Source organism: uncultured Nitrosomonas sp., assembly GCF_902826915.1.
Taxonomy (GTDB): domain Bacteria; phylum Pseudomonadota; class Gammaproteobacteria; order Burkholderiales; family Nitrosomonadaceae; genus Nitrosomonas.
In genome coordinates, this window is record NZ_CADEGP010000003.1 from 56290 (window position 1) to 79599 (window position 23310).

General features: G+C 44.9%; 17 protein-coding genes. 14 read left to right on the forward strand and 3 right to left on the reverse strand.

Going from position 1 to position 23310, the window contains the following annotated elements:
- The first annotated feature begins 4 nt into the window (after positions 1-4).
- Positions 5-3628 carry an urea carboxylase gene (gene uca, locus QZV86_RS01035; RefSeq protein WP_295623426.1) on the forward strand — a complete coding sequence of 1208 codons (3624 nt, stop codon included), beginning with the start codon at positions 5-7 and terminating at the stop codon, positions 3626-3628.
- On the forward strand, positions 3625-5460 hold the full coding sequence (gene atzF, locus QZV86_RS01040) for an allophanate hydrolase (RefSeq protein ID WP_295623427.1): 1836 nt from the start codon (positions 3625-3627) through the stop codon (positions 5458-5460). The genes uca and atzF overlap by 4 nt, the downstream gene beginning before the upstream one ends.
- Before the next feature lie 85 nt (positions 5461-5545).
- Here atzF and QZV86_RS01045 read toward each other — a convergent pair whose 3' ends face one another.
- Complete coding sequence (locus QZV86_RS01045; RefSeq protein ID WP_295623428.1) at positions 5546-6688, reverse strand: acyltransferase; 1143 nt, start codon at positions 6686-6688, stop codon at positions 5546-5548.
- A gap of 78 nt (positions 6689-6766) precedes the next feature.
- Positions 6767-7240 (reverse strand): hypothetical protein, encoded by a 474-nt coding sequence (locus tag QZV86_RS01050; protein ID WP_295623429.1) that lies wholly within the window; start codon positions 7238-7240, stop codon positions 6767-6769.
- A 395-nt stretch (positions 7241-7635) separates the two neighbouring features.
- Here QZV86_RS01050 and QZV86_RS01055 point away from each other — a divergent pair, with 395 nt between their 5' ends.
- The 3 genes from QZV86_RS01055 to QZV86_RS01065 all read left to right on the forward strand — a co-directional run bounded on the left by QZV86_RS01055 (position 7636) and on the right by QZV86_RS01065 (position 11856).
- Positions 7636-8853, forward strand: a complete 1218-nt coding sequence (locus QZV86_RS01055) for an alanine--glyoxylate aminotransferase family protein (RefSeq protein WP_295623430.1) — start codon at positions 7636-7638, stop codon at positions 8851-8853.
- Between the two features lie 88 nt (positions 8854-8941).
- On the forward strand, positions 8942-9961 hold the full coding sequence (locus tag QZV86_RS01060) for a glycosyltransferase family 4 protein (RefSeq protein WP_295623431.1): 1020 nt from the start codon (positions 8942-8944) through the stop codon (positions 9959-9961).
- Positions 9962-9966: 5 nt separating this feature from the next.
- Positions 9967-11856, forward strand: a complete 1890-nt coding sequence (locus QZV86_RS01065) for a nucleoside-diphosphate sugar epimerase/dehydratase (protein ID WP_295623432.1) — start codon at positions 9967-9969, stop codon at positions 11854-11856.
- Positions 11857-11878: 22 nt separating this feature from the next.
- Here QZV86_RS01065 and QZV86_RS01070 read toward each other — a convergent pair whose 3' ends face one another.
- On the reverse strand, positions 11879-13594 hold the full coding sequence (locus QZV86_RS01070) for an ABC transporter transmembrane domain-containing protein (protein WP_295623433.1): 1716 nt from the start codon (positions 13592-13594) through the stop codon (positions 11879-11881).
- Between the two features lie 151 nt (positions 13595-13745).
- On the opposite strand from QZV86_RS01070, the gene rfbA reads away from it, so the two are divergent.
- The 9 genes from rfbA (at position 13746) to QZV86_RS01115 (ending at position 23218) form a co-directional block, all read left to right on the forward strand.
- Entirely contained in the window at positions 13746-14678 is a 933-nt protein-coding gene (gene rfbA, locus QZV86_RS01075) for a glucose-1-phosphate thymidylyltransferase RfbA (protein ID WP_295623434.1), read from the forward strand.
- A 16-nt stretch (positions 14679-14694) separates the two neighbouring features.
- A complete protein-coding gene (rfbC, locus tag QZV86_RS01080; protein WP_295623435.1) occupies positions 14695-15240 on the forward strand; it encodes a dTDP-4-dehydrorhamnose 3,5-epimerase in 546 nt (181 codons plus the stop codon).
- A 49-nt stretch (positions 15241-15289) separates the two neighbouring features.
- Positions 15290-16639 carry a DNA repair protein RadA gene (gene radA / locus QZV86_RS01085; RefSeq protein WP_295623436.1) on the forward strand — a complete coding sequence of 450 codons (1350 nt, stop codon included), beginning with the start codon at positions 15290-15292 and terminating at the stop codon, positions 16637-16639.
- A gap of 315 nt (positions 16640-16954) precedes the next feature.
- Positions 16955-17737 (forward strand): alkaline phytoceramidase, encoded by a 783-nt coding sequence (locus tag QZV86_RS01090; RefSeq protein ID WP_295623437.1) that lies wholly within the window; start codon positions 16955-16957, stop codon positions 17735-17737.
- Positions 17738-18209: 472 nt separating this feature from the next.
- The gene (locus QZV86_RS01095; RefSeq protein WP_295623438.1) at positions 18210-20033 is read left to right on the forward strand and encodes a fatty acyl-AMP ligase; all 1824 of its coding nucleotides are present in this window, start codon (positions 18210-18212) and stop codon (positions 20031-20033) included.
- Between the two features lie 5 nt (positions 20034-20038).
- Positions 20039-20953: an NAD(P)-dependent oxidoreductase gene (locus QZV86_RS01100; RefSeq protein WP_295623439.1), complete on the forward strand. Its 915-nt coding sequence runs from the start codon at positions 20039-20041 to the stop codon at positions 20951-20953.
- A gap of 29 nt (positions 20954-20982) precedes the next feature.
- Positions 20983-21240, forward strand: a complete 258-nt coding sequence (locus tag QZV86_RS01105) for an acyl carrier protein (protein ID WP_295623440.1) — start codon at positions 20983-20985, stop codon at positions 21238-21240.
- A complete protein-coding gene (locus QZV86_RS01110; protein WP_295623441.1) occupies positions 21240-22433 on the forward strand; it encodes an aminotransferase class I/II-fold pyridoxal phosphate-dependent enzyme in 1194 nt (397 codons plus the stop codon). Before QZV86_RS01105 ends, QZV86_RS01110 begins: the two co-directional genes overlap by 1 nt.
- A 134-nt stretch (positions 22434-22567) precedes the next feature.
- Positions 22568-23218 (forward strand): hypothetical protein, encoded by a 651-nt coding sequence (locus tag QZV86_RS01115; protein ID WP_295623442.1) that lies wholly within the window; start codon positions 22568-22570, stop codon positions 23216-23218.
- Positions 23219-23310: the final 92 nt, after the last annotated feature.

The following is a 23310-nucleotide window of genomic DNA, read 5'->3' on the forward strand; positions in this document are numbered from 1 at the left end:
TATTATGTTTAGCAAAATACTTATCGCCAACCGTGGTGCAATTGCGTGCCGTATTATCCGCACACTGCGCCGCATGCAAATAACCAGCGTGGCCGTTTATACTGAAGCTGATGCGTTGTCACGTCATGTTACCGAAGCAGATGAAGCGTACTGTATTGGTGATGGCGCTGCGGCGGAAAGCTATTTGCGTCCGGATAAGATCCTTAGGGTTGCCAAGCAATCTGGTGCTCAAGCGATTCATCCAGGCTACGGGTTTTTAAGCGAGAATGCTGAATTTGCTGCGCAATGCGCTACGCAGAACATTAGCTTTATTGGTCCCACACCGCAGCAAATGCGTGCTTTTGGTCTGAAGCACACGGCACGGGCTTTGGCGATGGAAAATCAGGTGCCGCTGCTGCCCGGAACCGGCTTGCTGGAAAATCTGGAAGTCGCTTGCCATCAGGCCAACCATATTGGTTATCCCGTTATGCTAAAAAGTACTGCTGGAGGTGGCGGTATCGGCATGCGCTTGTGTTGGAATCAGGATGAATTGATTGGTGCCTACGAGTCCGTCAAAACCCTTGCACAAAACAATTTCAAGGATGCTGGTTTATTTTTGGAGAAATATGTCGACCAAGCGCGTCATATCGAAGTACAGATTTTCGGCGACGGCAGGGGCCAAGTTGTCGCGTTGGGTGAACGCGACTGCTCCATGCAGCGGCGCAACCAAAAAGTCATCGAGGAAACACCCGCGCCCAATCTTGAGTCACATCTGCGGCAAGCATTGTTGGATACAGCGGTACGCCTCGGCAAGGCCGTCAATTATCAATCCGCTGGTACAGTGGAATATATTTTTGATGATACTACGGGCCAATTTTATTTTCTCGAGGTTAACACGCGCCTACAGGTTGAACATGGCGTGACCGAAGAAGTCACCGGTTTTGATCTGGTGGAATGGATGGTGCGACAAGCCGCCGGTGATATGCCGCCGCTTGACTCCTTCACCATCCAGCCTCGCGGAGTTTCTATTCAAACAAGAGTGTATGCCGAGAATCCTGCGAAAGAGTTCCAACCTTCCAGCGGCACACTGACTGCAGTGGAATTTTCTGCTGCTGCGCGTGTTGAAACCTGGGTCGAGCGCGGCATAGAAGTTTCCGCGTTTTACGATCCGATGCTGGCGAAAATCATCGTCCATGCACCGGAAAGAGGAGAGGCTATAGCCAAACTATTGGATGCACTGGAGAGCACATCACTATATGGGATTGAAACCAATCTCGCATATCTTGAACAAATACTGCGTAGTGCGGTGTTCCGTAATGGGCAGTCGAACACGCAATTTCTCAACGGATTTCATTATCTGCCGCACAGTATCGATGTTTTGAGTCCCGGTGTACAGACTATGATCCAGGACTATCCGGGGCGTATCGGTTACTGGAATGTGGGCGTTCCGCCTTCCGGGCCGATGGATGGCTTGGCCTTTCGTCTTGCTAATCGATTGGTCAATAATTCTGATAATAGCGCTGGATTGGAAATCACTCTCGCAGGCCCGACGCTGCGTTTTAATTGCGACAGTATCATCGCGATTTGCGGTGCGTCGATGGATGTGTTGTTGGACAATGAGCCGCTGTCGCAGTGGCAATCTCATTTCATCAAGGCGGGCTCGCGTTTGCAATTTGGCAAGATTAAACAGGGCGGCAGCCGGGCTTATCTAGCTGTGTATGGCGGTTTTCAAGTGCCGGATTACTTGGGTAGTAAATCCACTTTCACGCTTGGACAATTTGGCGGGCATGCCGGACGTGTATTGCGTGCCGGTGATGTGCTTCATATTCCTTTGCTTCCATCTCCATGTCCTCCTGTTTCACGGTGCTTTCCGCACGAATTGATTCCACACTATACCAATCGATGGGAAATTGCGGTGTTGTATGGCCCTCATGGCGCGCCTGATTTCTTCACTCCAGAGGATATCGAACATTTTTTTGCTGCAGAATGGAAGGTGCATCATAATTCAAGCCGCACAGGCGTACGGTTGATTGGCCCCAAGCCGCAATGGGCGCGCAGCGATGGCGGGGAGGCTGGTTTGCATCCTTCCAATATTCACGATAATGCTTATGCTATCGGCGCAGTCGATTTTACCGGAGATATGCCGATCATACTGGGCCCTGATGGTCCCAGTCTGGGTGGTTTTGTTTGTCCGGTCACCATTACTCAGGCAGAGCTTTGGAAAATCGGACAACTTAAACCCGGCGACAACGTCCACTTCTATCCTGTATCAATAGAGCAGGCAACTGCGCTGGAACAGCAACAGATAGAATTAATTCAGGAATTGCAGACGAATCAACATAAGCCGGTTTATTCCATCTCCCAAGAACTGGAAGATCCTGTTCTGCATTGTATTCCTCAAAGTGAAGAACAGATGCAAGTGACTTACCGTCAATCCGGCGACAAATACTTGCTGATCGAGTATGGGCCACCGATGCTTGATCTGAATTTGCGCTTTCGTACTCATGCTTTAATGAATTGGTTGCAGCAATGTATCGACAACGGGCTTTGCGGCATCCTGGATTTGACTCCTGGCATCCGTTCCTTGCAAATCCACTTTGAATCCCTGCAACTATCCCGTGATGCATTGCTGGAGCTTCTGATCGCGGGAGAAAGGCAATTGCCTGCGATTGAAGACATGGAAGTGCCGTCCCGCATTGTTCACCTTCCTTTGTCTTGGGATGATGCTGCAACGCAATTGGCGATCGAGAAATACATGCAGTCGGTGCGCAGCGATGCGCCCTGGTGCCCGAGCAATATCGAATTTATCCGCCGGATAAATGGACTAGAAAGTACTGAGGATGTCCGGAACATCGTTTTCGCAGCCAGTTATTTGGTGATGGGGCTAGGAGATGTCTATTTGGGCGCACCTGTGGCTACCCCGCTGGATCCTCGCCATCGCTTAGTGACCACCAAGTACAATCCGGCTCGTACCTGGACGCCTGAAAATGCGGTTGGTATCGGCGGCGCTTATTTATGCGTGTATGGCATGGAGGGTCCCGGTGGCTACCAATTCGTCGGACGTACTATACCGATGTGGAATCGCTACCGTCAAACAGAAGATTTCACAAATGGCAAACCCTGGTTATTGCGTTTCTTTGACCAGATTCGGTTCTATCCGGTCAGTGCAAATGAATTGCTCAAGTTGCGTAAGGATTTTATTAGCGGACATTTTAAACTCCGCATCGAAGAAACAGTTTTGAATCTTAAACAATACAATGCTTTCCTGCAGCAGCAAGCTACCAGCATCAGCGCATTTAAAGTCAAGCAACAAGCGGCATTTGAAGCCGAGCGACGAGACTGGGAAGCAAACAATTTGTCCCATTATGTCAACGAAGACATACTGGATGATGCCGACTCACAAAGTGAGCTGGACTTGCCGGAAGATGCGCAAGCGATCAGTGCTCAAGTAACCGGCACAGTCTGGAAGCTGTTGGTCAAAGAAGGTGAGCATATCGAAGCGGGTAAGCCGGTTATCGTCATTGAGTCGATGAAAATGGAGTTCGCAGTAGATTCACCAGTTACTGGTACGATACGGCAGTTATTCTGCAAGCAAGGAGGATACGTATCTGCCGGGCAGGTGCTTCTCGTCGTTCAGGAAGAAAAATGATGGCAAAGAAGCTGTTGCCGCTTGGCGACATCGCATCATTGCGGCAATGTTACGCGAGTGATGAACTATCACCGACTCAGTTGGTTGAAGCAATTCATACCGAGATTCAGAATGATCCGGATCACGCCTGGATTTCGATGCTTCCGCTGGAATCATTGAAAGACTATGCCCGCAAGGTAGAAGCAGCAGGTATGGCATCGCTCCCGCTGTATGGCATACCCTTCGCTATCAAAGACAATATAGATTTAGCAGGATTGCCAACCACAGCCGCTTGTCCGGCTTTTGCCTACACACCCTCGCGTAATGCAACTGTGGTGCAAAGATTGATCGATGCAGGTGCAATTCCCATCGGTAAAACCAATCTCGACCAGTTCGCTACCGGGCTGAATGGTACGCGATCTCCCTATGGCGCTTGTCGGAACGCCTTTGATCCTGCTTATATTGCCGGTGGTTCAAGTTCAGGTTCGGCTGTCGCCGTAGCCAAGGGACAGGTATGTTTCAGCCTCGGTACCGATACTGCAGGATCAGGTAGAGTTCCTGCCGCTTTTAATAATCTGATCGGATATAAACCTACCCGAGGCTGGCTCTCGACGCATGGGGTAGTGCCTGCCTGCCGTTCTCTTGATACGGTATCCATCTTTGCCTTTACTGCTGTTGACGTGGCGCGCATCCTAGCAATTTCTGCCGGCTACGACGCAGCCGATATCTATTCTGAGGAAAGAAAAGGGCATGGTTTTAATTTTGGCACCGCTTTCCATTTTCGTTTTGGCATTCCACGCAAGCAACAACTTGAATTTTTCGATAATCGGGATAGCGAGCGATTATTTAGTACAACAATAACACGTATGCAAGCACAGGGCGGAGAGGCTGTCGAGATTGATTTTGAACCCTTTCTTGAAGCTGCGCGACTGCTTTACGAGGGTCCTTGGGTAGCTGAACGTTATGCAGCGATTCAATCGTTTTTCGAGTTGCATAGCGATCAAGTCATTGCACCGGTTCGTGAAATTATCGCAACCGCGAAACAACGCTCAGCTGTTGATGCATTTAATGGTTTTTATCAATTACGCCGCATCAAGCAACAGGCAGATCAGATTTGGGCCAACGTTGATTGTTTGTTAACACCCACTGCTGGAACCATCTACCCCATTCAAGTCATGCAGCAGGATCCCATCCGTCTCAACAGCAATCTGGGCTACTATACCAATTTCATGAATTTGCTTGACTATGCGGCAGTCGCCGTTCCTGCTGGTTTTCAGAGTAATGGACTGCCTTTTGGTATAACATTGGCAGCGCCGACCCACCAAGATGAACCATTGCTGCATCTTGCCCACCGATTACAGCAAGCTCAATCACTACCTCTGGGTGCAACTGGCATTGCATTGCGTCAGGTTACGAATTTTCCCGCTGTGTCCGAATCGGGACAAGTGCGGATAGCTGTTTGTGGCGCACATTTATCTGGTTTGCCACTGAATGAGCAATTAACCAGCCGTCGAGGCCGATTGGTGACAAGCACGACTACTTCACCCAACTACAGACTTTACGCATTACCAGGCAATCCTCCGCAACGTCCTGGCTTGGTTCGAGTCAACAAGAATGAACAGGGCGTTGCGATTGAAGTGGAAGTTTGGGAGCTACCAGTACACGAATTAGGAAGTTTTGTAGCCAATATTCCAGCACCGCTAGGGATCGGCACGATTATATTGGCAAGTGGTGAGGCGCTGCTGGGCTTTGTCTGCGAGCATTACGCCGTCGAGAATACAATAGATATCAGTCAATTTGGGGGATGGCGTAACTACCTGCAACAACTAAATATCACCATAATAAAACCCTAATTTAAATTTACACTATCAGCCCGAATATAATGGCAGAAATAAAGAATCGGATGGTGGGGTTAGGTGTTTTATTATGTTGCAGTTTCTAATTTAACTTGATCGATTTAAGAATTGCGCCGATTTTAGAGCACATTAGGTTACTTTTTCCCTGCTGAATCCAGCTTTTCTCAATCAAGTGGTAGGTAACAGATGCGAGTATCACGGTACATGCTAAGGTTGCGAAAAGAAAGATCAAGCCGGCACTGATATTTAAATTTTTTAGACTCAAGATGATGGGCAGGTGCCATAGATAAATACCATAACTAATTTTTCCCAGATAATCGATAATTCCGGAAAACCATCCAAACGTCGTATTTGGTAGCGCAATCAGGAAGATTATTAGCGTTGCGGCGCTTAAGCCAGTCAGGACTCTAAAAAAGCCCACATAATACACAGAGCCCCAGTAATTAGGTGTCATCCACAAAAGCTTGATCATGATAAAGCCTGCGCTGATAGCAATCAGCGCTTTGATCCCTAAGTGAGCCAAATCATTGCGATTGCCTTTGGCCAGAACCCATTTGCATGCGGCAATGCCAAATCCGAACACATCCAGTGAACCGGGCAATTGAGCAGTTGCAAACCATAGCTTATGCGCGCCTGCTGAGTGGAGCATGTAAAATGCGGCTATCTTCCACATGCAGGCGATTGCGCTAAACACCAACAGAATTTTCAGTGGCGAAGCACGTTTGATCCAATCCCAGAAAATGAGAATGAGAAGATAAAACTGCATTTCTACACCGATAGACCAATTTACGCCATTGATTGCCCCTTGGGTGCTGGGAAAAAAATTATGAAAAAATAAAAGATGTGAAATGAATTGAAAGGAAATATTGGATACAGGCGTAAATAGAATTTGTGGCTGAATGAGGAAAACAAAAATAATGCAGGTAAAGAAATATAGGGGTGCGATTCTAAAAAAGCGATGGGAGGCATAAACTGACTTCCATGCAGATCCATAAGACTTTGCCAGTGAGAATGCACTAAAATAAATGACAAATCCACTGATCACAAAAAATAAATCGACACCTAGCCACCCGGTTCTCCACCATAAATTGGGTCCTGTCACTGGAAAAGACGACCAGTCCGTGTGCTCGATTACGTGATAAACGACAACACTGATCGCTGCAAATGCGCGCAACTTATCCAGATTTGAAAAACGAATATTAGAGTCCACACGCAAGTTGCTCATAAAGTCATCTTTTTATGTGCTCGGGAATTTTCGGTCTATGTTTACCGGTAGACTAACATGCCGGAAACAAGTCTGAAGTCAGAAGCAATGATCAATTTTTTCCACTTTATATAAGCGCTGGGACAGTGACGCATTTTGATCCGGAGTGTACGCATCCGATGGATAATCACTCAGTAGATCTTGATTGCTGCGGATTTCGATTTCGGATTGGGTGTGCTGCGGATTGCTGGCGTCTTTGATGGTCATGATCCAGTTTCCATTGCCATGGGTGATCGCTTCGTTGATTTTCCCGGAATACCTTGGGTCATGAATTTCTGTGATGTAATATGTTTTTGCAGCTTTATCGTGCATTTGCGGGTATCCGTGGACTTGCAGTGATTCATGATAGATGAAATATGTCGTGATATCACGCCAGGTATAACGATGCCATTTCGGCAAATGAAAGCCATCATCGCTTTTTAAGCATTCTACAATTTCTATGTAATTTTTACCGCTGCTGTGGTTATAAATAACCTTCTGGCTTAGTAATATTTCTCGTGTAGGCGCTGTCATGCAAGCGGGCAACAGAAGTCCGCATAGCAAAAATGTGATCAGTCTATTCGAGAAGGAGTGCATATCAAATTGAAAGTATTTTTATCCGGTTCTGCAGTTGTCAAGTTGCTGAGGATTCGCGCTTGATGGGAAATTCGAATGGTATCAGATATTTTGTATTGCACACTCGAACAAGGACCGAAATTTTTCAAAGACCGGTTAGGTAATGCAGGGAGAGATTATATGTGCTATGCAGATAATAAAGCTATTTTTCAGGTTGTTATGAAAAATTCCTGGGCTATCCATACGGATAATTTTTTGAGCATACCTTGGTTTATAGTAAACTCTCGTTTCACTTGTTAAAATTAATATTTTTCAAAAATTAATCAGACTCTATTATTTACTTAGGATTGTTCATGAATACCGAAGATTTTCGTCCAGAAAAAGAAATTAAAGTTTTTTATCCCCCGCAGCGGGTTTTGATGGGGCCCGGACCATCGGATACGCATCCGCGTGTGTTGAATGCGATGGCTCGTCCAACCTTGGGACACTTGGATCCCGTTTTTACCGAGATGATGGAAGAAATCAAAGACCTGATGCGCTATGCCTTCCAAACCAAAAATCGCATGACTTTCCCGGTTTCGGGGCCTGGGTCGGTGGGTATGGAGATGTGTTTTGTCAATATGATCGAGCCGGGTGACAAGGTGATTGTTTGCAGCAATGGGGTATTTGGCGGTCGTATGATCGAGAACGTCGAACGACATGGTGGCATTGCGGTAGCGGTGATGGACAAGTGGGGAGAGCCGGTTGATCCACAGAAAGTTGAAGATGCACTGAAAAAAAATCCCGATACCAAGATTGTCGCGTTTGTGCACGCTGAAACCTCAACCGGTGCCTCATCGGATGCCAAGACGCTGTGCGAGCTTGCACATAAGTATGATTGCATGACTATTGTTGACACGGTTACATCGCTTGGCGGAACACCCATCAAGGTTGACGAATGGGGAATTGATGCGATCTATTCCGGTAGTCAGAAATGTTTGTCCTGCCCTCCGGGCCTGTCGCCGGTGAGTTTCTCCGATCGTGTGACGGAGCTGGTTAAAAATCGCAAAACCAAAGTGCATAGCTGGTTTATGGATATCAGTCTGTTGCTGAATTACTGGGGATCGGCTGCGCGTACTTATCACCATACTGCGCCGACCAATGCATTGTATGCACTGCATGAATCCTTGCTGATGCTGGCGGAAGAGGGTTTGGAGCATTCCTGGGCGCGTCATCGCAATAATTATGAGGCCCTCAAAGACGGTTTTGCGGCATTGGGAATGAGTTATGTGGTTGCTGAGCAATATCGTCTGCCGCAATTGAACTCCGTTTTTGTACCGGCTGGTGTTGATGAAAAAGAGGTGCGCCGCCGCCTGTTGGCTGAATATAGCCTTGAAATAGGTGCTGGATTAGGTGATTTCGCCGGGAAAGTATGGCGCTTCGGATTGATGGGCACATCCAGCCGGATGGATAAGGTGATTTTCTGCCTTAATGCGCTGGAAACGATCTTATCTGATATGGGATTGAAAGTAGAGCGCGGTGCTGCTGCAGCTGCAGCGCATAAGAGCTATGCTGTAAATCCTATGCTTTAAGACCATATTAAGTTAGCTGCAATAAGACAATTTGAACCACTTTCTTGTCGGGTGCGATGGGGAAGTGGTTAATTTTTTGTAATCAAGCATGGATAATCCGGTCATTATGGTTTTGGTTTTGGGTTTTCCTTTATCGATAGCTGTGGCAGCACCACTGTTGTCATTTTTGTTATCATTCTTCTTCATTTTATGGTTGATTAAAGTTAGAGCGGACTGGGCTCTGGATCGACCTAATGAACGTTCGCTTCATTCTGTGCCCGTTTCGCGCATCGGTGGTTTAGGCCTGCTTCTTGGAGTAGTTGCAACTTGGTTGTGTTTCTCGATTACGATACCTAATGCAGTATTAATTGGCATCGGGTTGTTGATGGTAATATCATTGGCTGATGATGTTTGGCGAATCCCGGTTTGGTGTCGGCTGATGGTTCACACGGCTGTTGCCATTGGGTTTTCCAACGCATTTTTATTGGATGCTTATGGCTGGGGGATTGTGATTTTCGTGGTTGTAGCAATTGTCTGGATGTCGAATCTTTACAATTTCATGGATGGTTCTGATGGTCTGGCGGGTGGAATGACGGTGATTGGATTCGGAGTCTACGGATGGCTTGCTTACGTGGCAGGCAGCAGCAATTTTGCTGTGATAAATTTCTCGATAGCGGCGGCGGCAACGGCTTTTTTAATACATAATTTTTATCCGGCACGTATTTTTATGGGTGATGTGGGATCGATTCCTCTGGGATATCTGGCGGCTGTCATAGGCTTGTTGGGGTGGCTTGATCGACTTTGGTCAATATGGGTGCCCGTGCTTATTTTCTCACCTTTTATCGCAGATGCAACGGTAACACTGATAAAACGATTATTTCAAGGAGAAGTAATCTGGCAAGCGCATTGTGAACACTATTATCAACGCATGGTTCAAAGCAGTTTGGGGCATCGGAATACAGCGTTAGTGTTTTATGGATTGATGCTGACAACCGGAGCAAGTGCGGTATGGGCTAGTACGCAAGATGTGGTGTTACAAATCTGGATGGCGATGGTTTTTTGGGGGGGGTATTTGGTATTGATGGTTATTTCTGATTGGCATCACAAAACTCACTCCGGTCGAGGATAAGATAAATGTTTTCCAACCGATACGGAATCCGTACTTTTATTGCTTTTACCCATGACTTTATCGCGGTTGCTGCGGCTTGGTGGGTAGCTTATTTGTGCCGTTTTAATTTTGAAATCCCGCCTTCCTCAGTAATATTCCTACTACAAACCATGCCTTGGATTGTATTGATCCAGGGCAGTTTCTTTTTGTGGTTGGGGCTTTATCGAGGGTTATGGCGCTATGCCAGTTTGCCTGATTTAAAAAGAATTGTTGTAGCGGTGGCTGTCGGCTCAGTAGCGGTCACCTTGACATTGTGGTTATTTGGCTTGTTGGGCAATGTTCCCGGTGCAGTAATGATGCTGGCCCCATTGTTATTGCTGCTAATTATGGGCGGTAGTCGCTTGATATACCGGGCGTGGAAAGAACACCGCCTATACAGCCTGGAAAGTTATGAAGCGAAGCTGGTATTGATTTTGGGTGCTGGCAGAACGGCCGTGAATCTGATGAAAGCTTTAACAGGAAGCCGTGAGTGGCATGTGGTGGGTATGTTGGATGATGATCCCAGAAAATTAGGTACGCGCTTACAGGGCGTGCGTGTGCGTGGGACGATCAGCGAATTGCCGCAATGGGTGCAGAAACTGAATGTTGGGCATGTGATTATCGCTATACCATCCGTTTCTCGTCGGATACACCGACAAGCTTTGGAGATGTGTTCGGAAATCGGCGTGAAAGCGATGACAGTGCCTTCCTATGCGGATCTGATCAACGGCAAGACGACGGTGTCACAGATTCGTGAAATCCAACTGGATGATCTGTTAGGTAGAGCGCCCGTGGTTTTGGATGACGATGGTTTACATGATTTGCTGACAGGAAAGGTGATTCTAGTGACAGGAGCCGGTGGTTCAATTGGCGCGGAGTTGTGTCGCCAACTTGTTGCATTTGATCCAAAAAATATTGTTTTTGTTGAACTAAGTGAGTTCTCGCTCTACACTATTCAAGAAGAATTCTTGACTCGTTATCCTGCCATGAATATGTCATTTGTAATTGGCGACATCAAAGATCATGCCCGGATGACACAATTATTCACGCAATTTCATCCTACAGTGGTTTTTCATGCCGCTGCGTATAAGCATGTACCACTGATGGAGCAAGAGAATGCGTGTCAGGCTATTTTGAATAATGTGCTGGGTACTCATGTGCTGGCCCGGGTGGCGATTAATTTTGCGGTGGAAAAATTTGTATTGATTTCCACCGACAAGGCGGTCAATCCTGTGAGCGTCATGGGAGCCAGTAAGCGCCTGGCAGAAATGGTATGCCAAGCTCTGCAGCAATCTATCTCAAAGCATGTAAATTTTGATCAGGATCATTCGTCGCACCAGACCTGTTTTGTTATGGTGCGGTTCGGCAATGTACTGGGTAGTGCCGGCAGTGTCATTCCAAAATTCCGTGAACAGATTGCAAAAGGCGGTCCGATTACCATCACCCATCCAGAAATGACACGTTATTTCATGTCCATTCCGGAAGCTGCGCAACTGGTTTTACAAGCCGGATTGATGGGTGGTACGCAAAGTGGCGGTGAAATATTTGTGCTGGATATGGGGGATCCGGTTAAAATTGTTGATCTGGCCAATGATTTGATCCATTTGTCCGGTTTGGCGGAAGGTGATATTCGTGTTGAATTTACGGGGCTGCGTCCAGGTGAGAAGTTACATGAGGAGTTATTAGCGACAAGCGAAAGTACGCTCCCGACACCGCATCAAAAATTACGCATTGCGCAGGCATGTCAGATGGATGAACAGTGGTTGTCGGAGTTAGCGACTTGGCTGGATAAAGTGACCGTATTAAGCGATCAGGAGGTTCGTGAGCAGCTGACTAAATGGGTGCCTGAGTATACCCCTAAAGGAGTGGAGCATTGATTTGTTAAAAATATTCGATTTTCTATTCACGATTGGTAAGCCGATGTTCTTGCAATAACTGAGAATGACCGAAGGTTTCCAAGTTTTCTGTGATACATTCATTTTCCAGAACGACAACTCGATCGATCTTTTTTAATTGTGGAACCTGCTGATTGAAAATTAACGTGGTGCGATTTTTCATCAATCTTTCTAAAACAAAGAGCAGGTTTTCGGAATCAGGTTCTTGTGTTACAAATACTTCATCCAGAATCAATATGGGAGCGCTTTTTAGAAATGCTCGTGCGATTGCCAGCTGAATTAATTGTTTCCTGCTGATTTCATTGTTATTCTTGTTAATTTGAGTTTGTAAGCCTTCAGGCATGTTCCGGATAAATTCCATAGCATGGGAAGCATGTGCGGCAGTGGTGATTTTTGCTTCGTTGGCGCACCGCATTGCACCGTAGGCGATGTTGCCGGCAATTCTCTCATCGAGCAGGAAAGGGTCGGCAGATACCAGAGCAATATTGGTATATATATGATTTATCTTGATTTCGTTAAGTGGATATTCATCCAGCAGTATTTTTCCGCTGGAGGGTTGTCGCAGACGGAGTATTAAATCAATGAGTGCAGTTTTTTCTGCTTCATTATATCCAGTAAAAACAATAACCTCAGATGGTTTGATTGTTAAGTTTATATGATTCAGAATAGGTTTTATTGGAAATTGGCCATTGAGGCGTACTTGTTCAAATATCAGTTTGCCGCGGATCTGTTGAATACTGAGAGTACCTGTATCCTGTTCGGGAGCCAAGTCAAGAAACGAAAAAACAGTTTCCATCATTTTCCGGTCATGTTCAAGTTGCCTGGGAATGCCAACGATACGGCAAAGCGGAAAAATAAGCAGTAATGCAACGGTTATCAATGCGCCTGCTTCAGATAGACTTAGCGCATCATTCGTAACCTGTAATGCCATAAGGTAAGTAACAGCGATTAGCATTAATACAGTCATAAATTGGCTTGAGGGAATAGCCATGGCCCTGATCTTTGCGGGTTGCATTTCGGTGTGAAACAGCCTCTCGGAAATGCTTCCAAGGCGTTGACTTTCGTCAGCTTGCCCGCCATCTAGTCTGATTTTTCGGTAATGTTTCACTGACTGCGTCAGGTGTTTGGTCAGTTCTTCAAAAATCAATGAGTTATTTTGATCATTTCTGTCGAAATGACTGCGGATCATCTCGTGCATTAATACGATGAATGGGGTTGCCAACAGCAGTAGTAACGAGAATTCCTGATTGAGATATAGCGTGCAAATTAATAATCCAATGACAGAAAGACAATCTTGTACCAGCAGGGCAATGTAACGAACTGTGGTCTGAGTGATTCGATTGATGTGAGATATCAATGTGTCGATTTGATTATTCTGATTAAGATAAGCGTAGTAATCCACCGGTAGCAACAGAAGCTTATCAAAAAGATCCATGCGCAAATCAGCGCCCAGTTTCCCGCTGACCGTGCTGACGAAATAGAGGCTTATGTAACCAAAAATCCAACGTACGGCAAATAATGCAATGATTGCCATTGATGTCGTTTGTATCAATAATAAATCTTTCAGAAGAAACATGCTTACTAGCATTTGTTCAATCAGTATGGGTAGATAAGCCATGCTTGCTGCCAAGATTAACATGGCAATTAATACGCATATGAGTAATTTTCCATAAAGCGCAGTTTTTTTGAGCAAGCGGAGGTAGAGTTGCGGAAAGATCATAATGTGTAATTCTACATCAACATACTGTGATTATTGCATCATGTAATTTGCTGGAATCTGAACCAGATATAGTACAATCGCCATTCTTTCTAGTGAATGAATCTGGATGGAAACGAGCTTTAGCAAGTTTGTGAACATCACGATGTAATGAATGCCAATATTATATACCTCTGATAGAACACGGGATTTTCCAGGAGCGGTTGCTCCTCGACGTAAGGGCATTGTTCTTGCGGGCGGCTCCGGGACACGGCTTTATCCAGTCACACAAACAGTATCTAAGCAATTGTTGCCGGTATTCGATAAACCAATGATTTATTACCCGCTTAGTACGCTGATGCTGGCGGGTATTCGAGAAATTCTAGTGATTTCTACGCCACGAGACATAGCCAATTACCAACAATTATTGCGTGATGGAAGTCAATGGGGATTGAGTATTACCTACGCTGAACAATCTTCGCCCGACGGCTTGGCACAAGCCTTCCTGATTGGTGAGTCGTTCATCGGCAATGATTGTTCAGCACTGGTGTTGGGCGATAACATTTTTTATGGACATGATTTTCATCATTTGCTGTTGAACGCAATGCAGCGTACCAAAGGGGCCAGTGTTTTTGCCTATCACGTGCACGATCCGGAACGATATGGCGTAGTCGAGTTTGATGCTACGGGCAAGGTGGTGAATCTGGAAGAAAAGCCCCAGCATCCCAAGTCGAATTATGCGGTAACGGGGCTCTATTTTTATGATCAGCACGTCGTTGATTATGCCAAAAGCTTGAAGCCTTCTCATCGCAACGAGCTGGAAATTACTGATTTGAACCGTATTTATCTTGAACATTCCGAGCTCAGTGTTGAAATCATGCGGCGCGGTTATGCTTGGCTAGATACAGGTACGCATGAGTCCTTGCTTGATGCAAGCCAATTTGTTGCGACGATCGAACGTCGGCAGGGATTGAAAATTGCTTGTCCGGAAGAAATCGCATTCCTGCGTGGCTGGATTAGCGCCGCTCAGCTGGAGGCGCTGGCAATGCCATTGGCAAAGAATGGCTATGGTCAGTATCTGTTGCATGTATTGAAACGTGAATTTTGACTAAGGCGCATATCGGATGAAGTCGACACCACTTGCAGTTCCAGATGTTCTGCTGATCGAACCCAGGGTTTTCGGCGATGAACGTGGATTTTTCTATGAGAGCTTCAATCAACGCAGTTTTGAGTCGGTTATTGGAGAGTCAGTGCAGTTTGTGCAAAGCAACCATTCGCGCTCTGCGCGCAATGTTTTGCGTGGTTTGCATTATCAGATCAAACAAGCGCAGGGAAAACTCGCGCGCGTGGTAGTGGGAGAAGTATTCGACGTGGCTGTGGATATTCGCCGATCTTCACCCACTTTTGGGAAATGGGTGGGTGGAGTATTGAGTGCCGAGAACAAGAATCAATTATGGATTCCACCCGGTTTCGCGCATGGCTTCGTTGTATTATCCGATTACGCTGAGTTTTTGTATAACACCACTGATTACTGGGCGCCCGAGCACGAACGCTGCATTGTTTGGAATGATCCAGTTTTGGCCATTAACTGGCCCATTACCGGGCTGCCAGTATTGTCTGACAAGGATGCATGTGGCGTAACGCTCGATAATGCTGAGGTATATGATTAATTGATAATTTTAGTGCGTAAATTGTAAGCCTAATCGAATTTATTGAATAATGGCCAAACAAAAAACCATTTATTCTTGCACCGAGTGTGGCGGGCAAACTCTGAAATGGCAAGGTCAATGTCCGCATTGTCAGGAATGGAATACTCTGGTGGAAACGCTCGCAGAGAAGAATGTGTCGCGTTTTAGTCCAGTGTCGGAAATTGGCCAGGTGCAGAACTTAAGCACTATTGATGCACGAGAAGAGTCGCGTTACCCAACCGGTATCGAGGAGCTGGATCGTGTTCTGGGTGGTGGATTGGTGCATGGCGGTGTTCTGCTGCTGGGCGGAGATCCAGGAATCGGCAAATCAACCTTGTTGTTGCAGGCGCTATCTTTTATGTCGGTTCAGCATTCAGTATTGTATGTCAGCGGTGAGGAATCTGCGCAACAGGTGGCGCTGCGTGCTAAGCGACTGGCATTGAATGTGCAGTCAGTCGATTTGTATGCAGAAATTCAATTGGAGAAAATCCAGGCTGTGCTGGTGGAACGTAAACCGTCGATAGCGGTGATTGACTCGATTCAAACTATTTATTCCGAGATGTTGCAATCCGCGCCGGGTTCGGTTGCACAAGTACGTGAATGCGCCGCGCAATTGACTCGTTTGGCCAAATCGAGCGGCACTTGTATTATTTTGGTTGGTCATGTCACCAAAGAAGGGGCGCTGGCAGGTCCGCGCGTGCTGGAACATATGGTCGACACCGTGTTGTATTTCGAAGGTGATATGCATTCTAGTTTTCGCATGATTCGCGCATTCAAAAATCGTTTTGGTGCGGTTAATGAATTAGGTGTTTTTGCAATGAGCGAGAAGGGATTGCGCGAAGTGAAGAATCCATCGGCATTGTTTCTTTCACATCATGATAAGCAAGTGCCGGGATCATGCATTATGGTAACACAAGAAGGTACGCGCCCGCTATTGGTGGAAATTCAAGCTTTGGTCGATGAAGCACGTTCACCCAATCCGCGACGACTCTGTGTTGGATTAGAGCAAAACAGGCTGGCTATGTTGTTGGCGGTATTGCATCGTCATGCAGGCATTCCCTGCTTTGATCAGGATGTTTTTGTCAATGCCGTAGGCGGTGTAAAAATTACTGAACCAGGTGCGGATCTTGCGGTTATGCTGGCAGTGGTTTCGTCTCTAAAAAATAGACCCATAGCGGAAAAAATGATCGTGATCGGCGAGATTGGTTTGGCTGGAGAAATACGTCCCGTGCAACGTGGACAGGAGCGACTCAAGGAAGCCACAAAACTTGGCTTTAAGCAGGCCATTATTCCATTAGCCAATAAACCTAAGCAGATCATTCCAGGCATCGACATCATCGCCGTTGGTCGCATCGGAGAAGCTGTTGCGCAGATGTATTGAAATAATATTCAGCTGATAACCAAGCGGGTAACATTGAGATGTGCAATTATTGTAAAATCCAGCATGCATAAAAAATCATGTGATGCAGCCAGTACTCTGTGGGATATTCATGCGTATTTGAAAAATCGGACTTATTAGTTAATAATTGCATTATCTCATGTGATTGTCCGTCTTTTCTTCATAAAAAAATGGTAATGGTTAGTGGGCATCCACACACAATAGCTGCGATTAATAAATTGATGTTCAGCATGGATTCGGCGCGGATAATTTTTTCTATTTTAATAATGCATTCAAAGTGGTATCGGGTCTGATTGGATGAGTTTGCAACGACAGCTTTGGATAATGGGCGGACTGTCAATTGCCGTCATTATAGTGGCTATGTTGCTGCCGCCCACTCCACAATCCGTCGAATATCACTACTTCGCCGATCAGCGTAATTTCATTGGCATTCCTAATTTCAACGATGTGATATCCAATTTGGCTTTTTTGCTCAGTGGTGGCGCAGGCTTGGTGTTCTTGTGGCGAGTTCAGGGAATGACAACGCAAACCACATTTCATAGCCGTAAAGAAAGCTTGCCATACTGGGTGTTGTTTTTCAGCGTAGTTATTGTTGCATTGGGTTCTATCTATTATCACTGGACGCCAAACACTGATCGCTTGTTGTGGGATAGAATACCTATTGTCATGACCATAGCCGCGTTACTGTCGGCGACGCTGATCGAACGCGTAAGTTCGACTATAGGTTTAAGAGCGCTACCTCTATTGATAATTTTTGCGGTGCTGAGCGTGTTATATTGGTATTGGACTGAACAGCAAGGCGCTGGTAACCTGAATTTTTATATCGTAATGCAGTTTTATTTGATTCTGTTGATTGTCTGGGTCAGCTTGTGCTTTCCATCGCGCTACAGTCATGGTAACTATATCTATCAGATCATTGCGTTGTACGCATTTGCGAAGTTAGTAGAATTATTGGATAGATCAATTTTTGTTTGGACGGACGGCTGGATTAGCGGACACACGTTAAAACACCTGATTGCTGCGTATGCTGCCTATCGAATTGTACTGATATTACGGAAAAGGGTGTTGTTGGTAGGATAATGTGCTAAACAAATAGTTTATATGTCAGACTCAGGCGAAATAAATGAATATTACAAATATTGATAGTCAATTCTGAAAAACATCTGAGTTTAATTTTTTGTGCAGCTTCGCGATTCTACTTTAGAATGCATCGAATAAAGGGAAGCAGAAATGAAAATATCGATCAAAGAGAGCAGATGCAAAATGTGATTTGTTCAGAGCTCTCATGATACCATTTAAGCAAATGTTGTTTTGATACAACACCAATCTAATATTGCCTTGACAGGAAAAAGCACCTTATATAAGCTGCTGAGTGGTCAAATATGACACACTTATATTTGTTAAGCAATGTCAGCGGTAAGCGTTTGAATGAAAATTTTCCAGCCAGCAAAATGCATTATTTAAAATTGAATATAAAAATTGGCACGCTCAACCAGAATTTCTTGCAAAAAATGAGCAAGATGACAAGTACAATTACTTCGAGGGGAAGATCTTGAGTTCGACAATAATCAAGTTGAACGCTCCGCTAACGCAAGCGTTTGATTTTCAGCCTTCAAGCGAATTGCATCTAACACCGACACCGACACTCAATACGCTAGTTCAGCAGTTAGCTGGTTTTGATACACTAACAAGTGCTTTAGAATATGCAGCAAAGGGTGTAACGGGGTATAACTTTTATGACGCGAAAGGAAATGTTCGTTCAGTTCTGCCATACAAAACACTTAGGCAGAACGCTCGTACTTTAGCTCAGCGTTTGTCTGGTTTTGATTTGCCCCGTGGTAGCCGGGTGGCGATCATCGCTGATACCTCCCCGGAATTTGTTGAGTTGTTTTTTGCATGCCGCTATGCTGGGTTAGTTCCATTTGCAATGCCGGTTCCAGTTAATCTTGGAAGCCATGCGATATATGTTCAGCAATTGAGAGGGATGCTTGAAAGTAGTCAGGCTAGTGTTGCACTAGCTAATATTGATTATATTAATTTTCTTGAAGAAGCCGTAATAGGCGTTGCCAGCATACGCTGGGCAGGGACACCAGGAAAATTAAATGAGCTTCCTGTCAATGACGCAGAATTGCAGTCTAATCATCCCGATGAAACCGCGTATTTGCAATTCACGTCGGGTAGCACACGTACCCCGCGAGGTGTAGTTATAACCGAACGGGCCTTGATGTGTAACTTGCAAGGTATCGTACGTAACGGTTTGGAAATAAAACCTGATGATCGTTCCGCATCGTGGTTGCCCTTTTACCATGATATGGGATTGGTTGGACTCGTTCTGGCTCCAATGGTTACGCAGATTTCAGTCGATTATTTAGCAACCAGGGATTTTGCAATTCGTCCGATGCAGTGGTTGCGCCTAATTAGCCGAAATCGTTGTACGGTTGCATTCAGTCAACCATTTGGCCTTAAACTATGCACTCTCCGTGTACGGGAATCTGATCTTAAAGAATTGGATTTAAGTTGCTGGAGAGCAGCTGGTATAGGTGCAGAAATGATTCGTCCCGATACTTTAAGAAACTTCGCTGAGAAATTTTCATCAGCTGGTTTTGATGCGAATGCCTTTCTGCCATGTTATGGTCTTGCAGAATCAACACTTGCTGTTACATTTTCAAAAATCAATACAGGATGCAATAGTCTGCAAGTAGATAGTAAGACGCTGATTGATAAAAAAATGGCTGCGAGACTGCAGGCTAATGGTCGAAAACAAAATGAATTTGTAAACTGTGGACGTCCGCTGCCCGGTCATATCGTTAAGATAGTTGATGAAGATGGACATCAATTATCTGAGATGATGGTTGGTAGTGTACTGGTGCAAGGTGATAGTGTAATGACTGGCTATTATAATAACCCAGAAGAAACGAGCAAGGCACTAAAGCCCGGAAACTGGCTAGATACCGGTGATATTGGTTTTCTGTTTGAAGGTGATTTGTTTATAACGGGACGTCGCACCGATGTGATTATCGTTAATGGCCGCAATATTCGGGCGCAAGATATCGAAGAGTTGGCTGAGCAGCAACCGGAAGTTAGATCACGAGAGGCATCTGCATTTGGAATTAATGGTGAAGATGGTACAACGACTATTGTGCTGGTAATTGAGTGTAGGCTTACCTCTCCAACAGAGCGTCAATCGCTGACAACTAGATTGCAGCAACTTGTTTATATGGCATTTGGAGTTAATTGTGTTGTTGAGCTTGTTCCACCACATACTTTGCCTAGGACTTCATCGGGTAAACTTTCACGTTTTGCGGCCAGGCAAGGATATATTCAAAGAACCAAATTAGTTGATCAATTATCTTTTGTAGAGTCAGGCGACAGATAAAAGGTATGCAAAAATTAGTAGCTGTAACAGGTGCTACTGGTTTTATTGGCAGCGTGCTAATTCAAAGACTAATTCAAGATGGATGGATAGTTCGCGCACTTGCTCGGACTATCCGCTTCTCAGATACTGAATCAATTCAGTGGATCCAAGGTAACTTAGAGGATTTTAATGCGTTGCATCGGCTGGTTGATGGTGTGGCGTGTGTGATTCATTGTGCTGCAACGGTAAGAGGAAGTTCTTTTCAAGAATTTGAGCGCACCAATATTACCGGCACAGAAAATATCTTGTGTGTCCTGGCTAAACAAAAACACTCTCCCCGTTTTTTACTTATTTCTTCTTTAGCTGCACGTCAACCAGAGTTGTCTTGGTATGCTCAAAGCAAGTATTTATCAGAGCAAAAACTTATTGAATACTCAGACCAGCTGCAATGGACAATCTTCCGCCCTACAGCTGTTTATGGTCCGGGTGATAAAGAAATGAAACCGCTTTTTCAGTCTATGTATCGTGGATTTCTTCCCGTTGTTGGAAAAATGCAAAATCGATTTGGGCTAATACATGTATATGATTTGGTTGCGGCTATTCAGGCCTGGATAAATTCTGAAAAAACAATCAATGGAATTTTTGAACTTGATGATGGCACGCCTGATGGATATAGCTATCAGAGCCTTAAGGCCATGGCGCAGCAAATATGGAAGCGTCCGGTACATTGTATTCCGATTCCAAATCTGGTTATCCGGTACATTGCATTAACCAATCTTTGGTTTGCCCGCTTGTTTCAATACTCACCCATGCTGACTCCAGGAAAGGTCAATGAATTACAGCATAAAGACTGGGTATGCAATAATGCTCCCTTAATTAATGCACTACCTGGTTGGCATCCGAGAATTCGTTTACAAGATGTATTATCTGAAGTAATCTAACTTCAAAATTAACCACACTGAAATATCCTATGACTGAAAGTAATTATGATGAGATCATGAAGCTGCTTTGTGATCGTCTAAGCGACCTGACCAATGCCGATGTCTTGATTACCCCTGAAACGAACTTGATCAACCAGTTGTCCATTGATTCCATCAAACTGCTCAATCTGATTATGGAAATTGAAGATGCTTTTGATATTTCTATTCCTATCAATGCATTAACAGATGTTCAAACAGTTCGTGAGTTAGCTAATTTGGTACATAAAATTAAAACAACATCATCATAATGAATTTACTTGAGAAGCTGGATGCTGCTGCGGCTGCAAGAAAAGCGCTTTTACCTAATGGAGTGGGCGCTTTTGGTATTCCAATCGAAGAAATTTTTTCGGCTACTGAAGCCCGAATTGGAGATCGTCGCGTACTCTTGATGGGCACAAATAACTATCTGGGCTTAACTTTTTCCCCTGAATGCATTCGTGCAGCACATGAGGCAATTGATAAAGAAGGAACAGGTACCACAGGCTCTCGAATGGCGAATGGCAGTTATTTTGGCCACCGCGCATTAGAGAAAGAATTTGCCGACTTTTATCAATGCAGCTCGGGGATTGTTTTTACAACCGGTTATCAAGCGAACTTAGGTACTATCTCTGGTCTGGTTGGTCCAGGTGATACGGTTCTGATTGATGGCGATTCTCACGCAAGTATTTTTGATGGTTGTATTCTTAGTGGCGCGAATATTATTCGCTTCAAACATAATGATATGGCTGACATGGAAAAACGATTGCGTCGCCTGGGTGATAATATTGAAACCACACTCATTATCGCTGAAGGGATATATAGTATGCTTGGAGATCAGGCTCCTTTAGCCGACATCGTGCAATTAAAAAATAAATATGGAGGTATATTGCTCCTTGATGAGGCTCACTCACTCGGTGTTTTAGGTAAAACAGGTCAAGGCCTTGTTGAAACAACAGGTTTGTTAAATGAAGTTGATTTTATAACAGGGACTTTTAGCAAAAGCTTATGCAGTATTGGCGGGTTTTGCGTGAGTAATCACCCCCAACTGGAACAATTACGGTATGTCAGTCATCCTTATATTTTTACTGCATCGCCATCACCGGCAACAATTGCCTCAACACGCGCAGCCTTAGAACTGCTTCAGAAAGGCAGTCATTTACGTGATAAATTATGGAGCAACTGTCGACAACTCTATTCGCAGCTTCAAGAAGTAGGCTATCAGCTAGGCCCGGATCCGGGTCCAGTCATTGCTGCTGTTGTTGCAACGCCACAGCAAGCACTACTACTCTGGAAACAATTACTCGAACATAATATTTATGTAAATCTAATTTTGCCGCCAGCAGCACCCGAAGGTAAATCACTTGTTCGGTGCAGCGTAAATGCTGCTCACACAACGGAAGAAATTAGATATGTAGGTGATACTTTTGCAAAACTGTACGGTGCGATAAGTACGCAGACATAAAGTACTTTCTGCTTTGATGTATATTTAGCACGTTTGCCAATTTTCAGCTGTTAAAGAAGAAGCGGGAGCAGAACTTGGTTCTTGAATCGCGTACATTGGGTTAGACATACTTAATTCATACTTGAGGTCCTACGATGCAAATAATGCGGGGATTGGTTTTAATATTATTTTCTTTTCTATTGCAAGGCCATGCTCTGGGATTAAGTATTGTGTACGATGGGTTTAGCTGTCTGAGTGCAGTTGATTCCAATGATCCGACCCCCACTATCACACCGATACAAAGTAAGTTTGAGGTCGTTGAAGATGCCGGAGAAGGCATATATCGTTTAAGCCTAACAGGTGGTATCCCGCGTTTTGTCAATAACAATCAGAATGTGTGTATTGATAGTACAACGGCGATTGGATACTCGGGAATTCCTGCGATTGACGGTTTGCCACGCCAACTGGAATTCATTGATGCCACAGCCTATTTTAACGGTAAAGAATTAATGATTGTTATCAGTTCAATGTATACTGACTTGAGCGCGAGAAGCAATCCATTTTTGCCTTTTACTACGAGTTCTGTGTTTGCACTCACAAACACGCTCATCATGGAATTTAATCCTAATTTGTCTTCGTTTAGTTTAAAGAAAGTATTGCGCAATCGTGGGTTTACGCAAACCAGTGAATCTACAAATTTAATAGCGCCATTCCAAGAAACAGTTTTGCCATCATTTAATGAGACAGCACGAGACAGACCCAAGATACTTACTCCAGTATCCAATATAGACTTTTTATTGCAATAAATAAATGGCCGTGCAATTATTCAGGGTATGTTAACTTTGAATCGCCCCCGATTTTCCGGAGACATGTTTTCTTGAATCAAGCTGCATCAGCT

What these genes read in the sequence shown, in the direction of transcription:
- uca (WP_295623426.1), top strand. Translation starts at nt 5, where the DNA reads ATGTTTAGCAAAATACTTATCGCCAACCGTGGTGCAATTGCGTGCCGT.
- radA (WP_295623436.1), top strand. Translation starts at nt 15,290, where the DNA reads ATGGCCAAACAAAAAACCATTTATTCTTGCACCGAGTGTGGCGGGCAA.
- atzF (WP_295623427.1), top strand. Translation starts at nt 3,625, where the DNA reads ATGATGGCAAAGAAGCTGTTGCCGCTTGGCGACATCGCATCATTGCGG.
- QZV86_RS01100 (WP_295623439.1), top strand. Translation starts at nt 20,039, where the DNA reads ATGCAAAAATTAGTAGCTGTAACAGGTGCTACTGGTTTTATTGGCAGC.
- QZV86_RS01045 (WP_295623428.1), bottom strand. Translation starts at nt 6,688, where the DNA reads ATGAGCAACTTGCGTGTGGACTCTAATATTCGTTTTTCAAATCTGGAT.
- QZV86_RS01060 (WP_295623431.1), top strand. Translation starts at nt 8,942, where the DNA reads ATGGATAATCCGGTCATTATGGTTTTGGTTTTGGGTTTTCCTTTATCG.
- QZV86_RS01055 (WP_295623430.1), top strand. Translation starts at nt 7,636, where the DNA reads ATGAATACCGAAGATTTTCGTCCAGAAAAAGAAATTAAAGTTTTTTAT.
- rfbC (WP_295623435.1), top strand. Translation starts at nt 14,695, where the DNA reads ATGAAGTCGACACCACTTGCAGTTCCAGATGTTCTGCTGATCGAACCC.
- QZV86_RS01115 (WP_295623442.1), top strand. Translation starts at nt 22,568, where the DNA reads ATGCAAATAATGCGGGGATTGGTTTTAATATTATTTTCTTTTCTATTG.
- QZV86_RS01070 (WP_295623433.1), bottom strand. Translation starts at nt 13,594, where the DNA reads ATGATCTTTCCGCAACTCTACCTCCGCTTGCTCAAAAAAACTGCGCTT.
- QZV86_RS01050 (WP_295623429.1), bottom strand. Translation starts at nt 7,240, where the DNA reads ATGACAGCGCCTACACGAGAAATATTACTAAGCCAGAAGGTTATTTAT.
- rfbA (WP_295623434.1), top strand. Translation starts at nt 13,746, where the DNA reads ATGCCAATATTATATACCTCTGATAGAACACGGGATTTTCCAGGAGCG.
- QZV86_RS01105 (WP_295623440.1), top strand. Translation starts at nt 20,983, where the DNA reads ATGACTGAAAGTAATTATGATGAGATCATGAAGCTGCTTTGTGATCGT.
- QZV86_RS01090 (WP_295623437.1), top strand. Translation starts at nt 16,955, where the DNA reads ATGAGTTTGCAACGACAGCTTTGGATAATGGGCGGACTGTCAATTGCC.
- QZV86_RS01110 (WP_295623441.1), top strand. Translation starts at nt 21,240, where the DNA reads ATGAATTTACTTGAGAAGCTGGATGCTGCTGCGGCTGCAAGAAAAGCG.
- QZV86_RS01065 (WP_295623432.1), top strand. Translation starts at nt 9,967, where the DNA reads ATGTTTTCCAACCGATACGGAATCCGTACTTTTATTGCTTTTACCCAT.